Source organism: Chromohalobacter sp. 48-RD10 (assembly GCF_029889785.1).
Classification (GTDB): Bacteria; Pseudomonadota; Gammaproteobacteria; order Pseudomonadales; family Halomonadaceae; genus Chromohalobacter.
On sequence record NZ_JARANX010000027.1, the window covers coordinates 1 to 16,566 of the forward strand.

Genomic DNA, 16,566 nt, shown 5'->3' on the forward strand with positions numbered 1-16,566 from the left:
CAGCGCTTCCAGTGCGTCCGGGCGCAGCAGCGCCACCTCGGGCACGAATTCACCGGCAGAGAGATAGCCGCGCCGTTCAAGCTCGAACAGAAAGCCTTCGGCACATATGAGGGGACCCTGGTCGAGTCGTTGAGTGATCAGATCGTGTGCCATGAATACTCCGGGGCGGTATGTGTCTTCAATTGGCTGCATTTTGGCAGTCCTTTGACTCCCGGCACCAGTGAAGGATTCTTGTCCTTAAAATGAATCAAATTCATTCGGTAACGGATTTCCAATAGAAATGTGACAATGCGCTGCGACCTTAGCTGCGGGCGGTGGTGAGGCAGCTTGTTCAGTCGGCATCGTGCGGCAGCCGCCCACCCAATTGCGCTGTGATCTCGCGAGCGGCGCGGCTGACCAGGCCGCCGAGTTCGACGAGGCGTGCTTCGGGAATGCGTGCGGCGGGACCGGAGACCGAGATGGCGGCGAGCGGCTGGCCGTTTTCGTCGTGCAGCGTCGCCGCCACGCAGTTGAGTCCAATGGCGTGTTCCTCGCGGTCGCAGGCGTAGCCCTGGCGGCGGATCTCGCCGAGGGCGTCGCGCAGGCGGGCCGGGGTGTCGAGGGTGTTGGGCGTGACCTTGTCGAGTCCGCGCGTGTGGAGGATGCGCTCGACCTCGTCGCGTGGTAGCCAGGCGAGCAGGGCCTTGCCGACGCCTGAGGCATGCAGCGGGGCACGCGACCCTAGCCGCGTGATCATGCGCATCATCTGCGGTGACTCGCTCTGCGCAAGGAACACCGCCATGCCCTGATCCCGGATGCCCAGGTTGGCGGTTTCCTCGGTCTCCGCCGTTAGTTGATGCAGGAAGGGCCGGGCGGTGGCGACGAAGTCGCGCGCCTCGAGGAAGGCATTGCCCACGCGGAACGTCTTGGCGTCGATGTGCCATACGCCCATTTCCGCATCCTGGGCGATGAAGCCCTGCTGATGCAGTGCTTGTAGCAAGCGGTGCGTGGTCGACGGCGCCAGGCCCACGCCCTGGGCGATATCGGAAAGCGCTAGCCCGCCGGGCGCGGCGGCGAGGCCCTCGAGAATACTCAGGCCCCGCACCAACGATTGACTGTGGCCGCTGGTAGATTTGCCATTGCCAGCGGGGCGTCCGACCGACTTGCGTTTGCTTTCCGTCACGCCTGGCTCTCTCTCATGGAACATTCATGGAAAATTCTTCCATGAATTTCGAAGCCTCGCCAGCCCACCAAAGGTGCACGTCTTGACTTACCACAGACGCACGCCTGAACTCAGGCGGTATGGGCGTCCAAGCGTAGCTGGGCGATACGATGGATTTGCGCGATGGCAGTATGGCGTTCCTCGTCGGGCGTATGCGCGAGACGGACCTCGAAGGCGTCGAGAATCTCGCGGCGATGATAGCCTTTGACGGCCATGACGAAGGGAAAACCGAAACGCGTCTTGTAGGCGGCATTCAAACGCTCGAAACGCGCGAGTTCCTCCGGCGAGCACTGGTCGAGCCCCGCGCCGGCCTGTTCGTGGCTCGAGGCATCAGTCAGGCCACCGTCCAACGCGACCTTGCCGGCCAGGTCGGGATGCGCACGAATGACTCTGAGTTGATCCTCCGACGACGCTGCGTCGAGCACGGTAGCCATCGCCCCGGCGAGCTCTGCGGGGCTGTCGTGGTGGGCTTCGATGCCAGCGTCCCATACCGCTTCGGCAATCCACGGAGAATGTTCGTAAATACCGCCGTACGCTTCCACGAAGGCTGAGCGGTCGAGCGTCGTGGGGCGTGGCGAGAGCAAGGGTTGGCGCATGCACGACTCCTGATGCTATGTTGTTCGCAGTTGTTGTATACAAAATAAGGGTAAGGGGTGAGTACGCAAGCGTTCATCCCGCCATGTTGCCCGCTCTTCCGTGCCATGCCGATCTGCAAGGAGCCATCATGGGTTATCTCACCACGCACGTTCTGGATACCGCGCGGGGCTGTCCCGCCAATGGCCTGCGCCTGACGCTTTACCGGCTCGAGGCTGACGTCCGCCAGACGCTGGGTGCGTTCGTGACCAACGACGATGGCCGCTGCGAGGGTCCGCTTCTCGAAGGCGAGGCCTTTCGCGTCGGCGAATACGAGCTGGTCTTCCAGGCCGGCGCGTATCTTGATCGCCAGGAGCATGCCGCCGCGTCCGGTCCGCGCTTTCTGGATAGCATCCCGATACGTTTCGGCATCGACGATGCGGAGGCCCACTATCATGTGCCGCTGTTGTTATCGCCATTCGGCTACTCCACCTACCGTGGTAGCTGAGCCGTGGTGGGCAATGCGATGATCAGCGCAAACGCATTCGGGAGCCGTGAATGAGCGAGTCACGTCAGGCGCATGCCGCCAGGAAAACGCGTCGCAACGAGGGCAAGGCTGGCGACGGTGCGCAGCGTCATGATGCCATCTACCGCGCGATCAGCGACGCCATCATCGAACACCGTCTGCAACCCGGTGCGCGTCTGCGCGAGGATGCCTTGTCGGAAGTGTTCGGCGTGAGCCGTACCGGTATTCGCAAGATCCTGCAACGCCTGGCGCTGGAGCATCTCGTCACCCTGACGCCTCGCCGTGGCGCGAGTGTCTCCCGGCCCACCGCCGAGGAGGCACGCGATGTCTTCGCCGCGCGCCAACTGGTGGAATGCGAACTGATGGCACAGATCGCTTCGCGCGTCACCGAGAACGATCTCAAGTCGCTGCGCGACTGCGCCAACCGCGAGCGCCAGGCACTCAAGGCCGGTAAGCAGAGCGAAGCGATCAAGCTTTCGGCAGCCTTTCATAACCAACTGGCCGAGTTGGCGGGTAACGCCACGCTCAGCGAGTTCGTTGGCCGCCTGTGTTCACGTTCGTCGCTGATCCTCGCCGTCTACGGCAACACCGGCCACCTCGGCTGTGAGTCCCACGATCACGATGAACTGATCCGACACCTGGAAAGCGGCAACGCCGAGCGCGCCCGCGCCTTCATGCAGCGCCACCTCAAGGCCATCGAAGCCTCGCTCTCCATCACCGAGGCCCCCGAAGAAACGCCGGATCTGTACGCTATCTTCGATGGCACCCCGGTGTAAGCCCCTGTCGTGTCGACGGGGGCTTCGTAGCGGCGTTTGCTTAGTGCGTCGCCTCGGTAGGCGTCGAGACCTGTCCGCGCATCAGCACGTAGTAGCACGCCCCGCCCAGGCCGGCGCCGAGTAGCCATGCGAAGCCTTCCAGTGCAGCGAGGGCCGGCACCCATACCGAGGCTAGCGAGAACAGCGCGCCGATGGCGAAGGCCATCAAGCCGCGACGGTTCCAGCCGTTGGTATAGTAATAGGGACTGTCGGGTGCCGCCGAGAACAACGCCTGCACGTCCAGTTGGCCGCGGCGGATGACGTAGTAGTCAATCACGATGATGCCGTAGAACGGGGCGATGACGGCACCGATGGCGTTGACGAAGCCGGGAATACCGATCTGGCTGATCACGCTGACCCACAAGGCCCCGATGAAGAAGGCGATGATCGCCGTGATCAGGCCGCCGAGACGGAAACTGATGCGCCGCGGAAACAGATTGGCGAGGTCATAGGCGGGGGGAATGAAGTTGGCCACCAGGTTGATGCCTACCGTCGCGGCGAAGAAAGTCAGCGCGGCGATGATCGTCAGCGGCAGGCTATCGACGCGGTCGACGATGTCCGAGGGGTTGGTCAGCGCCTCGCCGAACAGTGCCAGGGTGCCGGCGGTGATGACCAACGCGATGAACGAGAAGACCGCCACGTTGAGCGGCAGCCCGAGCCAGTTGCCGAGCCGCATGGCGCGCTCGTTCTTCACGAAGCGTGCGAAGTCGCCGAAGTTGATCACCACAGCGGCGAAGTACGCGATCATGGTGCCGAGCACGGTGAAGAAGGCGCCGACGGCGCTACCGGCGGCGTCGCTGCTGCCGCTGAAGATGTCGCCAATGGCTGGTAGCAGCGAGGCGCCGGCTTGCCACCAGACCACGCCCATTAACAGCACCATGACCGCGTAGACCAGTGGCCCTGCCCAGTTGAGAAAGCGTTTGATGCGCTCGATTCCCGCCCAGAACATTGCCAGCTGAAAGATCCAGACGATGACGAAGGCCAGCCAGGCCACGCTCGATAGCCCCAGGAACTGGCCGCTCTCCGGTACGCCCAGCGCGGTCAACAGCAGCGTAACAGCGGTGGAGGCGAAGTAGGTCTGCACGCCGTACCAGAATATGCCGATCACCGCGCGCAGCATCGCCGGCAGGTTGGCGCCGTGCACGCCGAGGCTGGCGCGCACCACCACCGGAAACGGAATGCCGTATTTGACGCTAGGTCGTCCGGTCAGGTTGACCAACACCATGACCACTAGGCCGGCGAGGATGATGGCGGCCATCACTGCCCATCCGTTGAGGCCGTAACTCAGAAACAGCGAGGCGGCCAGGGTATAGCCGAACAGGCTCTGGATGTCGTTGGCCCAGACATTGAAGATTTCGAAGGCGCCCCAGCGTCGCTGATGATAGGGCAGCGGCGCCAGGTCGGTGTTGTAGAGACTCGCGTCGGGCGCCGTGAGGCGCAGATCGTTATCGTGCATAGTGGCGCTCTATGTCGGGATGCAGATGCGTGGAAGACGATGTCATTGGCAAAAGCGTTGGCAGGCCGGCCAGTAGCGCATCATCAGGTAATACGCCAGACCGGCGGGCATGAGACTCGCGTACCACGAGATCGCGGAGACATTGAGCGCCACCAGCGCCCCGATCAGCGTGGCGATGAAGGCGGCGTAATTGATGCCGCGATAGGGGCCCTGCGTGTCATAGAGTTTGTCGATATCCAGCGTGCGCCGGCGGATGAGGTAATAGTCCACCGCCATGATCGCGAAGATCGGGCCCAGGAACGCCGAGTAGGTCTGCACGAATAGTTGCAGCCCGGCGGCGGAGTCGTCCTTGACCAGCTCCCAGGGGAAAGTGGCGAAGGCCAGCAACCCGACGATCACCGTGGCGCTACGGAACTTCAGCTTGAACATATCCATCAGCACATAGGTCGGCGGCACCACGTTGTTGAGCACGTTGGTAGTGACCTGGGCGAAGGCGATGAACAGCAGGGTGGTGATCAGAAGCGGCGGGTTGTCGACGGCATTGGCGAAGACATCGATGGGATCGGCGACGCCGGTGGCGCCGGAGACCATCAGTCCGATCAAGCCCATGAACAGCGTGCAGGGTAGGATCGACATGGCATACAGCGTGGCCAGAAGCCCCGGCCCGCTGCCGTGCTTGAGTTCGCGCGAGTAGTCGCTGGCGTTGAGGATCATGGTGCTGTAGATGCCCAGAAACAGCATTGTCGCGCCCCAGAAGGGTAGCCCCCAGGTGCCATCGATATCGATCAACTGCTCGCCGATCACATCGCCGTACTTGTTCAGCACGCTGAAGAACATGTACACCAGCGAGGCCAGAATGAAGCCGCTGCCGATATTCTCCAGCCATTTGATGCCCTGGAAGCCGAACACCGACAGGGCGATCTGCAAGAGCTGGAAGGCGATGAAGTAGAACACCAAGTTGTCGAAGCCCAGCAGAGTCGCCGACACGGCGTTCAGGGCGCCGGCCCCGATCCAGCTCTGGAAGCCATACCAGACGATGGCCGGCACGGCGCGCACCAGGCCAGGCAGGCGTGTGCCGGTAAAGCCGAAAGCGCTGCGTGCTTGGACCATGAAGGGAATGCCGTACTTGTACCCGGCGGCGCCGTTGATCGTCAGCGCGACGCCGATCACGAAGCAGCCGATGGCGATGGCCAGCGACGCTTGCAGCAGATTGAGCGTGCCGACGATGCTCGAACCCATGGCGAAGGTGCCGATGGATACGCAGCCGCCGAACCAGGCCAGTAAATAGGAGACGCGCCCCATGATGCGGGTACGCTGTGGGGCCAGGGATTCTTCCCCCGGTGCCTTGCCGGCAGGGCGCGGCCCTTCCGACGTGGCGGAGTCGCTTGTCATGACGCTTTCCTCGGGCGGGACCGGATCCCGCGGTTTGTTGTTGTGCGCCCCGCTGGGGGACGTCCGAGTGGCGTAGCGTGCTGCTGTTTATCTATCGGTCGGGCGTCCTGGTGTTGTGATTATTGGCAAAAGGACGCCGGCGACGGGTTAGGCTGCTTTAGGCTCGAGCGTTAGCGAGTATTGATCGTGGTGCTGAAACGTGGCTCCTCCCGTTTGCGGGCATTAGCGTGATAAATGCGCGAAGTGGCCGGTGAACGCCTTGGGACGTGGAAAATCCAGATCGCCATGCTTGCTGGTGCCGAGCCCCAGGCCGACCAGCGCCTCGGCCAGTTTCACGGCGGCAGTGACGCCTTCGACGATGGGAATGCCCACCGCTTCCTCGATAGTGGCGCGCAGGTCGGCCATGCCGCCGCAGCCGAGGACGATGGCACCGATGCCGTCTTCATCGCGGGCGCGACGACAAGTCTCGATCACGCGGGTCAGCGCTGCATCGCCGTCGTCTTCCAGATCGAGTACGGGGATCTCCGCTGCGCGCACGCGGCGGCAGTGATTAGCGAAGCCGTAGGCTTGCAGCAGATGCTCGGCAATGATGCCGGTACGCCCCAACGTCGTGACCACCGAGAAGCGCGTGCTGATCAGGCTGGCCATATGGAAACCGGCCTCGGCGATGCCCAGCACCGGGGCGCGGGTCATTTCGCGAGCCGCCATCAGGCCGGGATCGCCGAAGCAGGCGATGATGTAGGCGTCGCTGCCGTCGCGCTCGCCCTTGGCGATTTCCTCGGTGACGCCCACGGCGCTGATCGCCTCGTCGAAGTGACCCTCGATGGACACCGGACCGCTTTCCGGCTGCGTGGCGACGATCCGGGTACCCGGCGCCGCGATACGACTGGCGGATTCATCGATGCGCGTGGTCATGCCGGTGCTGGTGTTGGGATTGATGAGATGCAAGCGCATGAGAGTCCTTGAGCGCGAGGTTTCGCCTCGGATGCAGTATTTTTGTCTACAAAATTTCTAGTATTGAATACAAAATAAGTCAATGCCCAATCGTCGTCGCGTCAGGTGAGCACCAGGCCACCAGTGCCTTGTGTCGCCGGTGGACGGTGGTTGCATGGACATTTCATACGCCTGCAAACGATGTGATGGCGATTCCAGGCGCTCGGCCAAGGGATTGATTTTTTGTATACATCAACGCACGCTAAGGTAAATAGCTGATAGAACAAGAAACGGGAGTCTTCATGGGCATGGCATCATCCTCCGATCCGTCCGCCGTTTATCCCCGCGACCTCGTCGGCTATGGTCGCACACCGCCTCAGGCCGATTGGCCGGGCGGGGCACGTATCGCGGTGCAGTTCGTCCTCAATTACGAAGAGGGCAGCGAGAACAGCGTGCTGCACGGCGACAGCCACTCCGAGCAGTTCCTCTCCGAAATCGCCGGTGCCGAGGCCTACCCGGATCGCCACCTGAGCATGGAGTCGATCTACGAGTACGGCTCGCGGGCGGGCGTGTGGCGCGTGCTGCGAGAGTTCGAACGACGCGGGCTGCCGCTGACTGTGTTCGGTGTCGCCATGGCGCTGGAACGTCATCCCGAGGCGGCACACGCCTTCAAGGAACTTGGCCACGAGATCGCTTGCCATGGCTATCGCTGGATTCATTATCAGAATGTGCCGGAAACCGTCGAGCGTGAGCATATGCAGCGCGCCGTCGAGATCTTCCGAACGCTCTACGGCGAGGCTCCGTTAGGTTGGTACACCGGCCGTGACAGCCCCAACACGCGGCGCCTGCTGCTCGACCAGGGTGGTTTTCTCTACGACAGTGACTACTATGGTGACGATCTGCCGTTGTGGAGCGACGTCAAAGACAGCCAGGGCCAGACGCACCGCCACCTGATCGTGCCCTACACGCTGGATACCAACGACATGCGCTTCGCCTCGCCCACCGGCTTCGACCACGGCGAGCCCTTCTTCCAGTACCTGCGCGACGCCTTCGACGTGCTCTATGCCGAAGGCGCGGAAACCCCCAAGATGCTCTCCATCGGCCTACACTGCCGGCTGATCGGCCGCCCTGGGCGTTTCCGAGCGCTGCAGCGCTTCCTTGATCACCTCGAGGCCCACGACCGGGTGTGGATAACCCGGCGTGAGGACATCGCCCGCCACTGGGCGGCGACGCATCCGGCTTGAAAAGCGAGGAACCTCTCATGTCACAACGCAGCTACTACGCCCCCCATGGAGGGCTGCCGCCGCAGAGCCAACTGATTCATGGTCGAGCGGTGTTCACCGAGGCGTATGCGGTGATCCCGAAAGGCGTGATGAGCGATATCGTCACCAGTTTCCTGCCGCATTGGGAAAAGACGCGGTTGTGGATACTTTCGCGGCCGCTTTCCGGCTTCGCCGAGACCTTTTCACAGTACATCATGGAGGTTTCCCCCGGTGGCGGCAGCGAACGACCGGAACCGGATAGTGGTGCCGAGGGCGTGCTGTTCGTGGTCGAGGGCGAGATGACGTTGACCCTCGACGGCCAGGTGCATGCGATGGCGCCGGGTGGTTACGCCTTTCTACCGCCGGGCGCTGACTGGCAATTGCGCAACGAGAGTGACGCACCGGTGCGCTTCCACTGGATTCGCAAGGCTTACGAGCGCGTCGAAGGGTTGGACGTGCCCGAGGCGTTCGTCACCAACGAGAACGATATCGCGCCGATCGCCATGCCGGACACCGATGGCAAATGGGCCACGACCCGTTTTGTCGACCCGCAGGACGTGCGCCACGACATGCACGTCAATATCGTCACCTTCCAGCCGGGTGGGGTGATCCCGTTCGACGAGACCCATGTCATGGAGCATGGGCTCTACGTGCTGGAGGGGCGCGCGGTCTACCATCTCAATCAGGAGTGGGTCGAGGTCGAGGCCGGCGACTACATGTGGCTGCGCGCGTTCTGTCCGCAGTCCTGCTACGCCGCCGGGCCGGGGCCGTTTCGCTATCTGCTCTACAAGGACGTGAATCGGCACATGAAGCTGCGCTTGAGCTGAGACAATACCCTCTGAGGAGAACGCATGCTCGAACTTACCGCCCAGCCCCTGACCGCCGAGGCTTTCGCGGCGTTCGGCGATGTCATCGATCGTCGTGATGCCGATAGCTTTCCTATCAACAATGGCCGCACCCAGCGTTATCACGATCTGGCGCGAATCGAGACACTCGGCGAGGGCGCACGGCCGATCATCAGTATTTTCATCAGCCAACCCGTGGAACTGCCGCTGACCCTCACATTGCTGGAGCGTCATCCGTTCGGCAGCCAGGCGTTCATGCCATTGCACGGAGAGCGCTTCATCGTCGTCGTGGCGCCACCGGGAGAGCGCATCGAGCCTGGCGATGTGCGCGCGTTCGTCACCGACGGTCGCCAGGGCGTGAGCTATCGCGCCGGCACCTGGCACGCCATTCACTCGGTGCTCGATGTGGAAGGCGAGTTCCTGGTGGTGGATCGTGCCGGCGAGGGCAACAACTGCGAGGAATACCCGCTGGAAGCGCGGGTGAGTTTATAAGCAGGTATCCACACCGTGGTGGTGTTCAACGGTACGGCCATGCACGGTGATGCCTGTTTTGCTCATGAAGCTCGATCAGGAGCCTTGCTGATGTCGGACGCGCGCCATTCCGTTGAGCGTCTCAAGGAAGTCTTTTCCGCCTTTCTGCTATTGGGCCTTACGTCCTTCGGTGGACCCATCGCTCATCTGGGCTATTTTCGTACTGAGTTCGTCACACGGCGCCGCTGGCTGTCGGAGGAGGACTACGCGGATCTGGTGGCGCTGTGTCAATTTCTTCCGGGCCCGGCCAGCAGCCAGGTCGGCTTCGCCTTGGGGCTATTGCGGGGTGGAGGTTGGGGAGCCGCTGCTGCCTGGACGTCCTTTACGCTGCCCTCGGCCATCGTGCTGGTGCTTTTCGCATCGGGAGCTGCAGTTTTCGATGGCCCGGTCAGCCAAGGCATCCTGCATGGTCTCAAGGTGGCGGCCGTGGCGATCGTTGCCCACGCCGTCTGGGGCATGGCGCGCACGCTTTGCCCCGACCAGCGGCGGGCCGGCATCGCTTTGGCGGCTGTTCTATTGGTAGTGCTGATCGGCGGACCGGTGGGGATGGTCACGGCCATCGTGGTCGGTGCGGTGGCCGGTATGCTGTTTTGTGGAGACTCAGTGTGCCGAGACCAAGGTGGCTCGGTGTCGCGTGAGTTGCACTTTCCGGTGTCGCGGCGCGTCGGCCAAGTCGCTGCCACATGTTTCATCGCGTTGCTGATCGGGCTGCCTTGGCTTGCCTGGCTGTCGTCGTCCACGATCCTGGCGATGATCGACGCCTTCTACCGGGCCGGTGCTTTGGTGTTCGGGGGCGGGCATGTGGTGCTCCCGCTGCTGGAGAGCGAGGTCGTCCCGTCAGGCTGGGTGACACCCGATAGCTTCCTCGCGGGCTACGGCGCCGCCCAGGCGATTCCAGGACCGCTATTCACCTTCGCGGCGTATCTTGGCGCCGAGATAGGGACGTTGTCCGTGCCGCTGCTCGGCGCGGCTTTGGCGCTCATCATGATCTTCTTGCCGGGGCTCGCATTGCTGGTGGCCGTGCTGCCTTACTGGAGCCGCTTCCGGCGCTTGGAGCGCGCGCAATCATTGATGCGTGGCGCGAATGCGGCGGTGGTGGGGATCCTGGGCGCCGCCCTCTACCAACCGGTCTGGACCAGTGTGGTTGTCAGTTCTTCCGAGTTTGCCCTGGCATTGACGGGCTTTCTGCTGCTGAGCGTATGGAAGCTGCCGGCCTGGGCGATGGTTGTGATCTTGGCGGCCGGGGGCATCGTCATCACGCTGTAGTGAGAGTGAGAGGCAGCGCGAGCCGACGGGGCCGTCGGCTCGCGTATCGTTCACGGTAGGGTGGGCGTTACGCCTCGTGACTCACGTGTCGCGACGCGGATCGCGGCCCAGTGGATGCGGTTCGCCGCGTTGCTTGGCAAGCTCGATCTGGCGTTGACGCTCGCGGGCACTGTTGCGGGTCTTTTCCGGCAGGTTATCCCAGCAGTGCGGGCAGCTCACGCCGGGTTCGTATTGCGCGGAGGCCATGTCGTCCTTGGAGATCGGGCGGCGACAGGCGTGGCACTGTTCGAAATCGCCCTCGGCGAGATCGTGGCGTACGGTCACGCGATTGTCGAACACGAAGCACTCGCCCTGCCAGCGTGACTGTTCTTCGGGGACTTTTTCCAGATAGCTCAGAATCCCGCCCTTGAGGTGATATACCTCCTCGAAGCCTTCATTGAGCATGAAGCTCGAGGCCTTCTCGCAGCGAATGCCGCCGGTGCAGAACATCGCTACCTTCTTGTGCTTGGCGGGGTCGTAATGCGCTTTGACGTAATCCGGAAACTCGCGGAACGTCTTGGTCTGTGGGTCGATGGCGCCCTCGAACGAGCCGATTTCCACTTCGTAATCGTTGCGCGTGTCGATGACCAGCACTTCCGGGTCGGCGATGACATCGTTCCAGTCTTCGGGCTCGACATAGGTACCGGCCTGCTGGTCAGGGACGACGCCCTCCACGCCCATGGTCACGATCTCGCGCTTGAGCTTGACCTTGGTGCGATAGAACGGATGCGCATCGCAGTAGGACTCCTTGTGGTCGACCGCAGCCAGACGTGGGTCGGCCCGCAGCCACGCCAGCAAGGCGTCGATGCCCTCGCGGGTGCCGGAGACGGTACCGTTGATGCCTTCCTGGGCGAGTAGCAGCGTGCCTTTGACGTCGTAGGCGCGCATCGTTTCGAACAAAGGCTCGCGCAGGGCCTCGTACTCGTCGAGAGTGACGAACTGATAAAGCGCCGCGACCACGATGGCCGGCGCGTCGTGCGGTTGGGTCATGTCTATCTCCTGGTAATCGTCCCCGTAAAGGACGGACCGGGTGAATCGTTGGCGAGTGCCAAGGGAGACGCATTTTACGCAATGCCACGCGGTGATGCATCTGCGGCAGGATGCCGCCCCGTTTGGGCGGGGCGGTGGGAGCTGAAAGACGGCTCAGGACGTTGAGTCGGTCTGTGGCGTTAGCGCTGGGTCGGCATCGCCCTCCATGCGTTGGCGTTCCTCGTTGATACGCTGCAGGGCTTGCTCCGGTGTCACCTGCGACGCTGGTGTGATCAGGCTGACCACGACACCTACGACCAGCGCGACCAGAACGGCCGGGATGCTCGGGTTGCCCCAGAAGGCGCTCCAGCTATCGACGCCAATCACTGCTAGCGAGGTAGCGGAGGCGGCGATAAGCGTGGCGACAGCACCCTGCCAATTATAGCGCGGCCAGAAGCGCCCCAGTACGCCACACACGAACATGCCGGCCATGACCGTGGCGATCATGCTGGTGATGTAGTCGATGACGTTGTCGGAGGTCAACGCGAACAGCAACGCCAGACCGATGGTGGCGACTAGCGATAGACGCGAGAGCTTGACCACCTTGTGCGCCGAGGGCGTGTGGCCGGTGAAAAGCACGTACACATCACGTAGCAGGATCGAGACGCCAGCGATGGCATCTGAACTCGCGCTCGACATGGTGGCCGAGAGTCCCGCAACGAGCAGCAGCAGGCCGAGCCATAGTGGCAGGATCTCGGTGGCCAGGAACGGGAAAGCGAAGTTGCTGTTGTCGAGATCGGGATTCAGGGCGTGCGTTGCCATGCCGATGATCGCGGGAATGATCGAGAAGATTATGTAAAGGATACCGGTGATGACGAACGACTTGCGCACCGAATGGACCGAGTTGCCGGAATAGATGCGCTGTCGGTAGGAGGGCGTGGCCAGCACGCCGACAGCGATGACGGCGGTGAGAGAGATCGCCGGTACCACGCCGATCTTGTCGATGCCCAGGAAGCTGGTGGTGGCGACATCCATGTTGGCGCCCAGGCCCGAAAAGCCGCCGACCTCGAACAGCGCGATGACGGCCATCACGATGAAGCCGACGAACAGCACTACCGCTTGAATGGTGTCTGTCCACACTACGGCCATATAGCCGCCGATCACGCAGTAGATACCGAAACCTAGTGCCACCAGGATGCGTGCGGTAGTCAGGTCGATGCCGGCCATCCATGATAGATAGAGCCCACCACCGAGGATGTGTGCGCCGAGCCAGCCGATGCAGGCGATGTAGATCAGCACGGCGACGATATTGCGCACCCAGCGATTGGCGCCGACGTAGTAGGAAAGCTCTTCGCTCATGGTCATGAAGCGCAGCTTGCGCACTGGCGCGAACCACGCCGCCAGTAGTAAGACACCGATGGAGCCACCGATTCCGTAGAGAGCACCGGCCCAGCCGTTAGTGTAGCCAAAGCCGACAGCCCCCATGCTCGATCCGGTACCCACCATAGTGGCGACGGTGGTACCAATCGTCAGAAATATCGGAATGCTGCGTCCGCCCAATAGGAAATCGTTGCCGGTGCCTCGGCTATGGCGGGAAATCCACCAGCCGAACGCGATCATGACGACCACGTAGGCGATGAAGGCCCCGAGGAAAACGTGACTGTTCATAATAACCTCTTATAATTGTTGTCCCGACCGTTGCCGCGGCCGGGGCAGTGTGGAATGTCATGGCCCATGGGGTTTTACGCTGCCGGTCGCGCCCTTGCCGGGGCGCGACCATCTTTCTTTACGTTTTTCTAACTTCTCTTCCAATACTGCGGTGCTTGTCCATCGAAACGATGTGTCCGCGTAGGCGCTTATCAGGCGCGATCATCGCGATAGCACTTCACATCGACCTCCACCTTGCAGTCGACCACCAGGTCCTGAACGCTGCAGATGCGTGCCGGGGGATGCTCGCCGAAGACTTCCTTGAATACCTTGTTGAATGAGCTGAAGTAGCGTGCGTCGGTCAACACGGCGGTGACGTGTACCACGTCCTCCACGCCGTAACCGGCGTCCTGCATGATCTTCAGGCAATTGGCGAAGGCCAGCCGTGACTGCTCGACGATGCTGCCTTCGACGACTTCGCCGTCGGTCATCGGAGTCTGCCCCGAGACGAACAGCCAGCCCCCTGCTTCAGTGGCGCGGGCGAAGGGCAGTTTCTGGCCACCGGTGCCGACGCCCCCTTCGACGCCATAACGTTTGATGCTCATGCTCTGCTCTCCTGTACTGCTGAATGCTTAGTGGAATGCGGCGCTATCACGCCCGTTGGGAAGGCCCGCGGAGACCGGGGCTGGTGAAAGCCGGACGTCGCGACGCAATAGCCGTCCGGCACGCTCGCCGCTCGCCTGGCCGTGGCGATAGCTGATGCAACCGTTGACCGTGACCAGCTCGATGCCACTGGCGAGTGAAATCGGTGCGCTATAGGTGGCGGTGTCTTCTAACGCCTCGAGATCGAACAGCACCAGATCGGCGAAGGCGCCGACACGAACGACGCCACGGTCCGTGAGCCCGAAGTTGGTCGCCGAGAGTGAGGTCATCTTGCGCACGGCCTCGCTCATCGACAGCAGCTTCAGGTCACGGCTGTAGTGGGCGAGTACGCGCGGGAAGGTACCCCACAATCGGGGATGCGGGTGTGGGTCGTTGGGCAGACCGTCGGAGCCCACCATCGACAACGGATGCGATAGCACCTGGCGCATGTCCGCCTCGCTCATGTTGTGGTAGACCGCGCCGGCCGGTTGCAGACGTTTGGCGGTGTCCATCAGCGATAGCCCCCAGTGTGCGGCGATGGTGTCGAGGGGCTGGCGTGCCATTTCGGGGTGCGGGTCGGACCAGGTGATGAAGATATCGATCTCGTCGGTGACCTGGCCCAGATCCAGTGTCGAGGAGCCGGCGGTATAGGGGTAACAGTCGCAGTGCACGCCGTGGGATAGCGCGGCGTCGTCGAGCTTGGTCAGCGCCTTGGAGGCGTTGCCCCAGTTGCCGGCGCCGGCGCACTTGAGATGCGAGATCACCAGCGGCGCCTGGCCGTGTCTGGCGGTGGCAAAGGCTTCGTCCATCGCCTCGGGAAGCCCGGCGAACTCATCGCGCAAATGCGTGGTATAGACGCCACCGGCACGGCCGACCGCCGCGACGAGGGCATTCATCTCGGTCGTGGGGGTGTCATAGGCGTTGCGATAGGCGAGGCCCGAGCTCATCCCCACGGCACCGTCGGCTAGTGCCGTTTCCAGTTGTTCGCGCATGGCGGCGATTTCGTCGTCGCCAGCGGCGCGGTCGAAGCGATCCATCACCTGGCTGCGCAGACTCGTGTGTCCGATCAGCGCCGCCACGTTGACGCTTGGCGCCGCCGCGTCGATTGCCTGGGCATAGGCGGCGAAAGTGGGATAACGGAAATCTTCCGCACGGCCGAGCAGGTTCATGGGATCGGGCACGTCGCCCGTGAGCGTGACCGGACTGGCGCTGATGCCGCAGTTGCCGACCACCACCGTGGTGACGCCCTGAGAGAGCTTGGGCAACATCTCTGGCGTGCGGATGACATTAGTATCGTCGTGAGTGTGAACGTCGATGAAGCCAGGCGTGAGAATCAATCCTTCGGCGTCGAGTGTTTCGTGCGCGTCAGCGTCATTCAGCTCGTCGATGGCGACGATCCGTTCGTCCTGAATAGCGACATCGGCGGTGAAGGCCTCGCGCCCGCTACCGTCGATGATCGTGGCGTGGCGAATCAGTAAATCGACGTGCATGGCGACTCCTTATGCGACGGGACGGCTCAATCCCCTAACGGCTGGCGATTATCGCCGCCGCGATGGGCATCGAGGGTGATCTTGAGTCGTCGCAGCTTGTCGCGGGTATGATCGCGGTGTCGCAATGCCAGGCCCAGCGCCAGCATATCGATGGCGGCCATCATGGCGTAGCGCGACGACGACGGGAAATAGATGTAATCGGTTTCGCGGGCGGCCAGCGGTAGGGCGATGTTCGCGATCTCCGCCAGTGGCGACCCGACGGCGGTTATGGCGAGCACGCGAGCGCCGTACTGGCGTGCCAGCTCGGCCGCTTCGACGATTTCCGGGGTGTAACCGGTCACCGACAGCGTCACGACGACGTCATCGGGCTCCAGGGTCGAGGCGACCATGCGTGGTAGCAGCGCTTGCGGATAGGCGCTGATGGCGTAACCAAGCCGTACCAGTCGGAATTGCATTTCCTGCGCCATCACGGTGGAGCCGCCGCCGGCGCCGAACACCAGGATTTGGCGGGCGTCGTCAAGCATCGTCACCGCGCCCTCGACATCGGCCTGTTCCATGAGTTCGCGATTGAGTGCGAGCGTCTGTGCGGCGGTGTCGTAGATGACGCCGAGGCCGTCTTCTTCGCTCGCTTCCTGAATGAAACGACGACCGGCGGCCAGGGCACGGGTGAGGCGCGTCTTGAGATCGCGCACATTGCGGCACCCCACCGCGCGCGCGAAACGCGTCACCGTGGCATCGCTCACCTCGGCACGTTTGGCGATCTCGCCGATACTCGCCTCCGTGACGAAGTCGATGTCGTCATGAACTAGCGTGGCGACCTTCTTCTCCGACTCGCGCAGGCTCGGCAAGCAGGCGGTGATATGCGACAGGATGTCGAATTCTTGACTCACGAGCGGCCCGTATCCAGTGATTGATGAGCTTGTTAGGTACTAACATATTTTTAAATTATGTGTTAGTAAATACCCTCTAAGTATAAAAG

16 protein-coding genes are annotated in these 16,566 nt (G+C 62.5%); 6 read left to right on the forward strand and 10 right to left on the reverse strand.

All coding sequences use genetic code 11. The features are described 5' to 3' along the window. Positions 1-331: 331 nt before the first annotated feature. Entirely contained in the window at positions 332-1,162 is an 831-nt protein-coding gene (locus OP496_RS15315; RefSeq protein ID WP_280564627.1) for an IclR family transcriptional regulator C-terminal domain-containing protein, read from the reverse strand. 110 nt (positions 1,163-1,272) lie between these two features. Further along, a complete protein-coding gene (uraD, locus tag OP496_RS15320) occupies positions 1,273-1,797 on the reverse strand; it encodes a 2-oxo-4-hydroxy-4-carboxy-5-ureidoimidazoline decarboxylase (RefSeq protein WP_280564629.1) in 525 nt (174 codons plus the stop codon). A gap of 128 nt (positions 1,798-1,925) precedes the next feature. Here uraD and uraH point away from each other — a divergent pair, with 128 nt between their 5' ends. After that, positions 1,926-2,282: a hydroxyisourate hydrolase gene (uraH, locus tag OP496_RS15325; protein WP_280564630.1), complete on the forward strand. Its 357-nt coding sequence runs from the start codon at positions 1,926-1,928 to the stop codon at positions 2,280-2,282. A 50-nt stretch (positions 2,283-2,332) separates the two neighbouring features. Then, a complete protein-coding gene (locus tag OP496_RS15330; protein WP_280564632.1) occupies positions 2,333-3,076 on the forward strand; it encodes a GntR family transcriptional regulator in 744 nt (247 codons plus the stop codon). A gap of 40 nt (positions 3,077-3,116) precedes the next feature. On the opposite strand, the gene OP496_RS15335 is transcribed toward OP496_RS15330, so the two are convergent. The 3 genes from OP496_RS15335 to OP496_RS15345 form a co-directional block, all read right to left on the reverse strand. Next, on the reverse strand, positions 3,117-4,571 hold the full coding sequence (locus OP496_RS15335; RefSeq protein ID WP_280564634.1) for an NCS1 family nucleobase:cation symporter-1: 1,455 nt from the start codon (positions 4,569-4,571) through the stop codon (positions 3,117-3,119). Between the two features lie 42 nt (positions 4,572-4,613). Further along, complete coding sequence (locus OP496_RS15340; protein ID WP_280564635.1) at positions 4,614-5,963, reverse strand: NCS1 family transporter; 1,350 nt, start codon at positions 5,961-5,963, stop codon at positions 4,614-4,616. 222 nt (positions 5,964-6,185) lie between these two features. After that, on the reverse strand, positions 6,186-6,917 hold the full coding sequence (locus OP496_RS15345) for an aspartate/glutamate racemase family protein (protein ID WP_280564636.1): 732 nt from the start codon (positions 6,915-6,917) through the stop codon (positions 6,186-6,188). A gap of 287 nt (positions 6,918-7,204) precedes the next feature. Between OP496_RS15345 and puuE the strand changes: the two genes are divergently transcribed. From puuE to chrA, 4 genes are all read left to right on the forward strand, one after another. Beyond that, positions 7,205-8,140: an allantoinase PuuE gene (gene puuE / locus OP496_RS15350; protein WP_280564638.1), complete on the forward strand. Its 936-nt coding sequence runs from the start codon at positions 7,205-7,207 to the stop codon at positions 8,138-8,140. Positions 8,141-8,157: 17 nt separating this feature from the next. Next, positions 8,158-8,985 (forward strand): bifunctional allantoicase/(S)-ureidoglycine aminohydrolase, encoded by an 828-nt coding sequence (locus OP496_RS15355; RefSeq protein WP_280564639.1) that lies wholly within the window; start codon positions 8,158-8,160, stop codon positions 8,983-8,985. Between the two features lie 24 nt (positions 8,986-9,009). Then, positions 9,010-9,495, forward strand: a complete 486-nt coding sequence (locus OP496_RS15360; protein ID WP_280564640.1) for an ureidoglycolate lyase — start codon at positions 9,010-9,012, stop codon at positions 9,493-9,495. 90 nt (positions 9,496-9,585) lie between these two features. Continuing rightward, on the forward strand, positions 9,586-10,800 hold the full coding sequence (chrA, locus tag OP496_RS15365) for a chromate efflux transporter (RefSeq protein ID WP_280564641.1): 1,215 nt from the start codon (positions 9,586-9,588) through the stop codon (positions 10,798-10,800). 81 nt (positions 10,801-10,881) lie between these two features. Here chrA and OP496_RS15370 read toward each other — a convergent pair whose 3' ends face one another. From OP496_RS15370 to OP496_RS15390, 5 genes are all read right to left on the reverse strand, one after another. Then, entirely contained in the window at positions 10,882-11,829 is a 948-nt protein-coding gene (locus OP496_RS15370) for a rhodanese-related sulfurtransferase (RefSeq protein WP_280564642.1), read from the reverse strand. Positions 11,830-11,982: 153 nt separating this feature from the next. Next, complete coding sequence (locus tag OP496_RS15375; RefSeq protein WP_280564645.1) at positions 11,983-13,476, reverse strand: sodium:solute symporter family protein; 1,494 nt, start codon at positions 13,474-13,476, stop codon at positions 11,983-11,985. Positions 13,477-13,667: 191 nt separating this feature from the next. Beyond that, complete coding sequence (locus OP496_RS15380) at positions 13,668-14,060, reverse strand: RidA family protein (protein WP_280564646.1); 393 nt, start codon at positions 14,058-14,060, stop codon at positions 13,668-13,670. Positions 14,061-14,087: 27 nt separating this feature from the next. Then, positions 14,088-15,587: a D-aminoacylase gene (locus OP496_RS15385; RefSeq protein WP_280564648.1), complete on the reverse strand. Its 1,500-nt coding sequence runs from the start codon at positions 15,585-15,587 to the stop codon at positions 14,088-14,090. 26 nt (positions 15,588-15,613) lie between these two features. Beyond that, positions 15,614-16,477 carry a MurR/RpiR family transcriptional regulator gene (locus tag OP496_RS15390; protein WP_280564650.1) on the reverse strand — a complete coding sequence of 288 codons (864 nt, stop codon included), beginning with the start codon at positions 16,475-16,477 and terminating at the stop codon, positions 15,614-15,616. Positions 16,478-16,566: the final 89 nt, after the last annotated feature.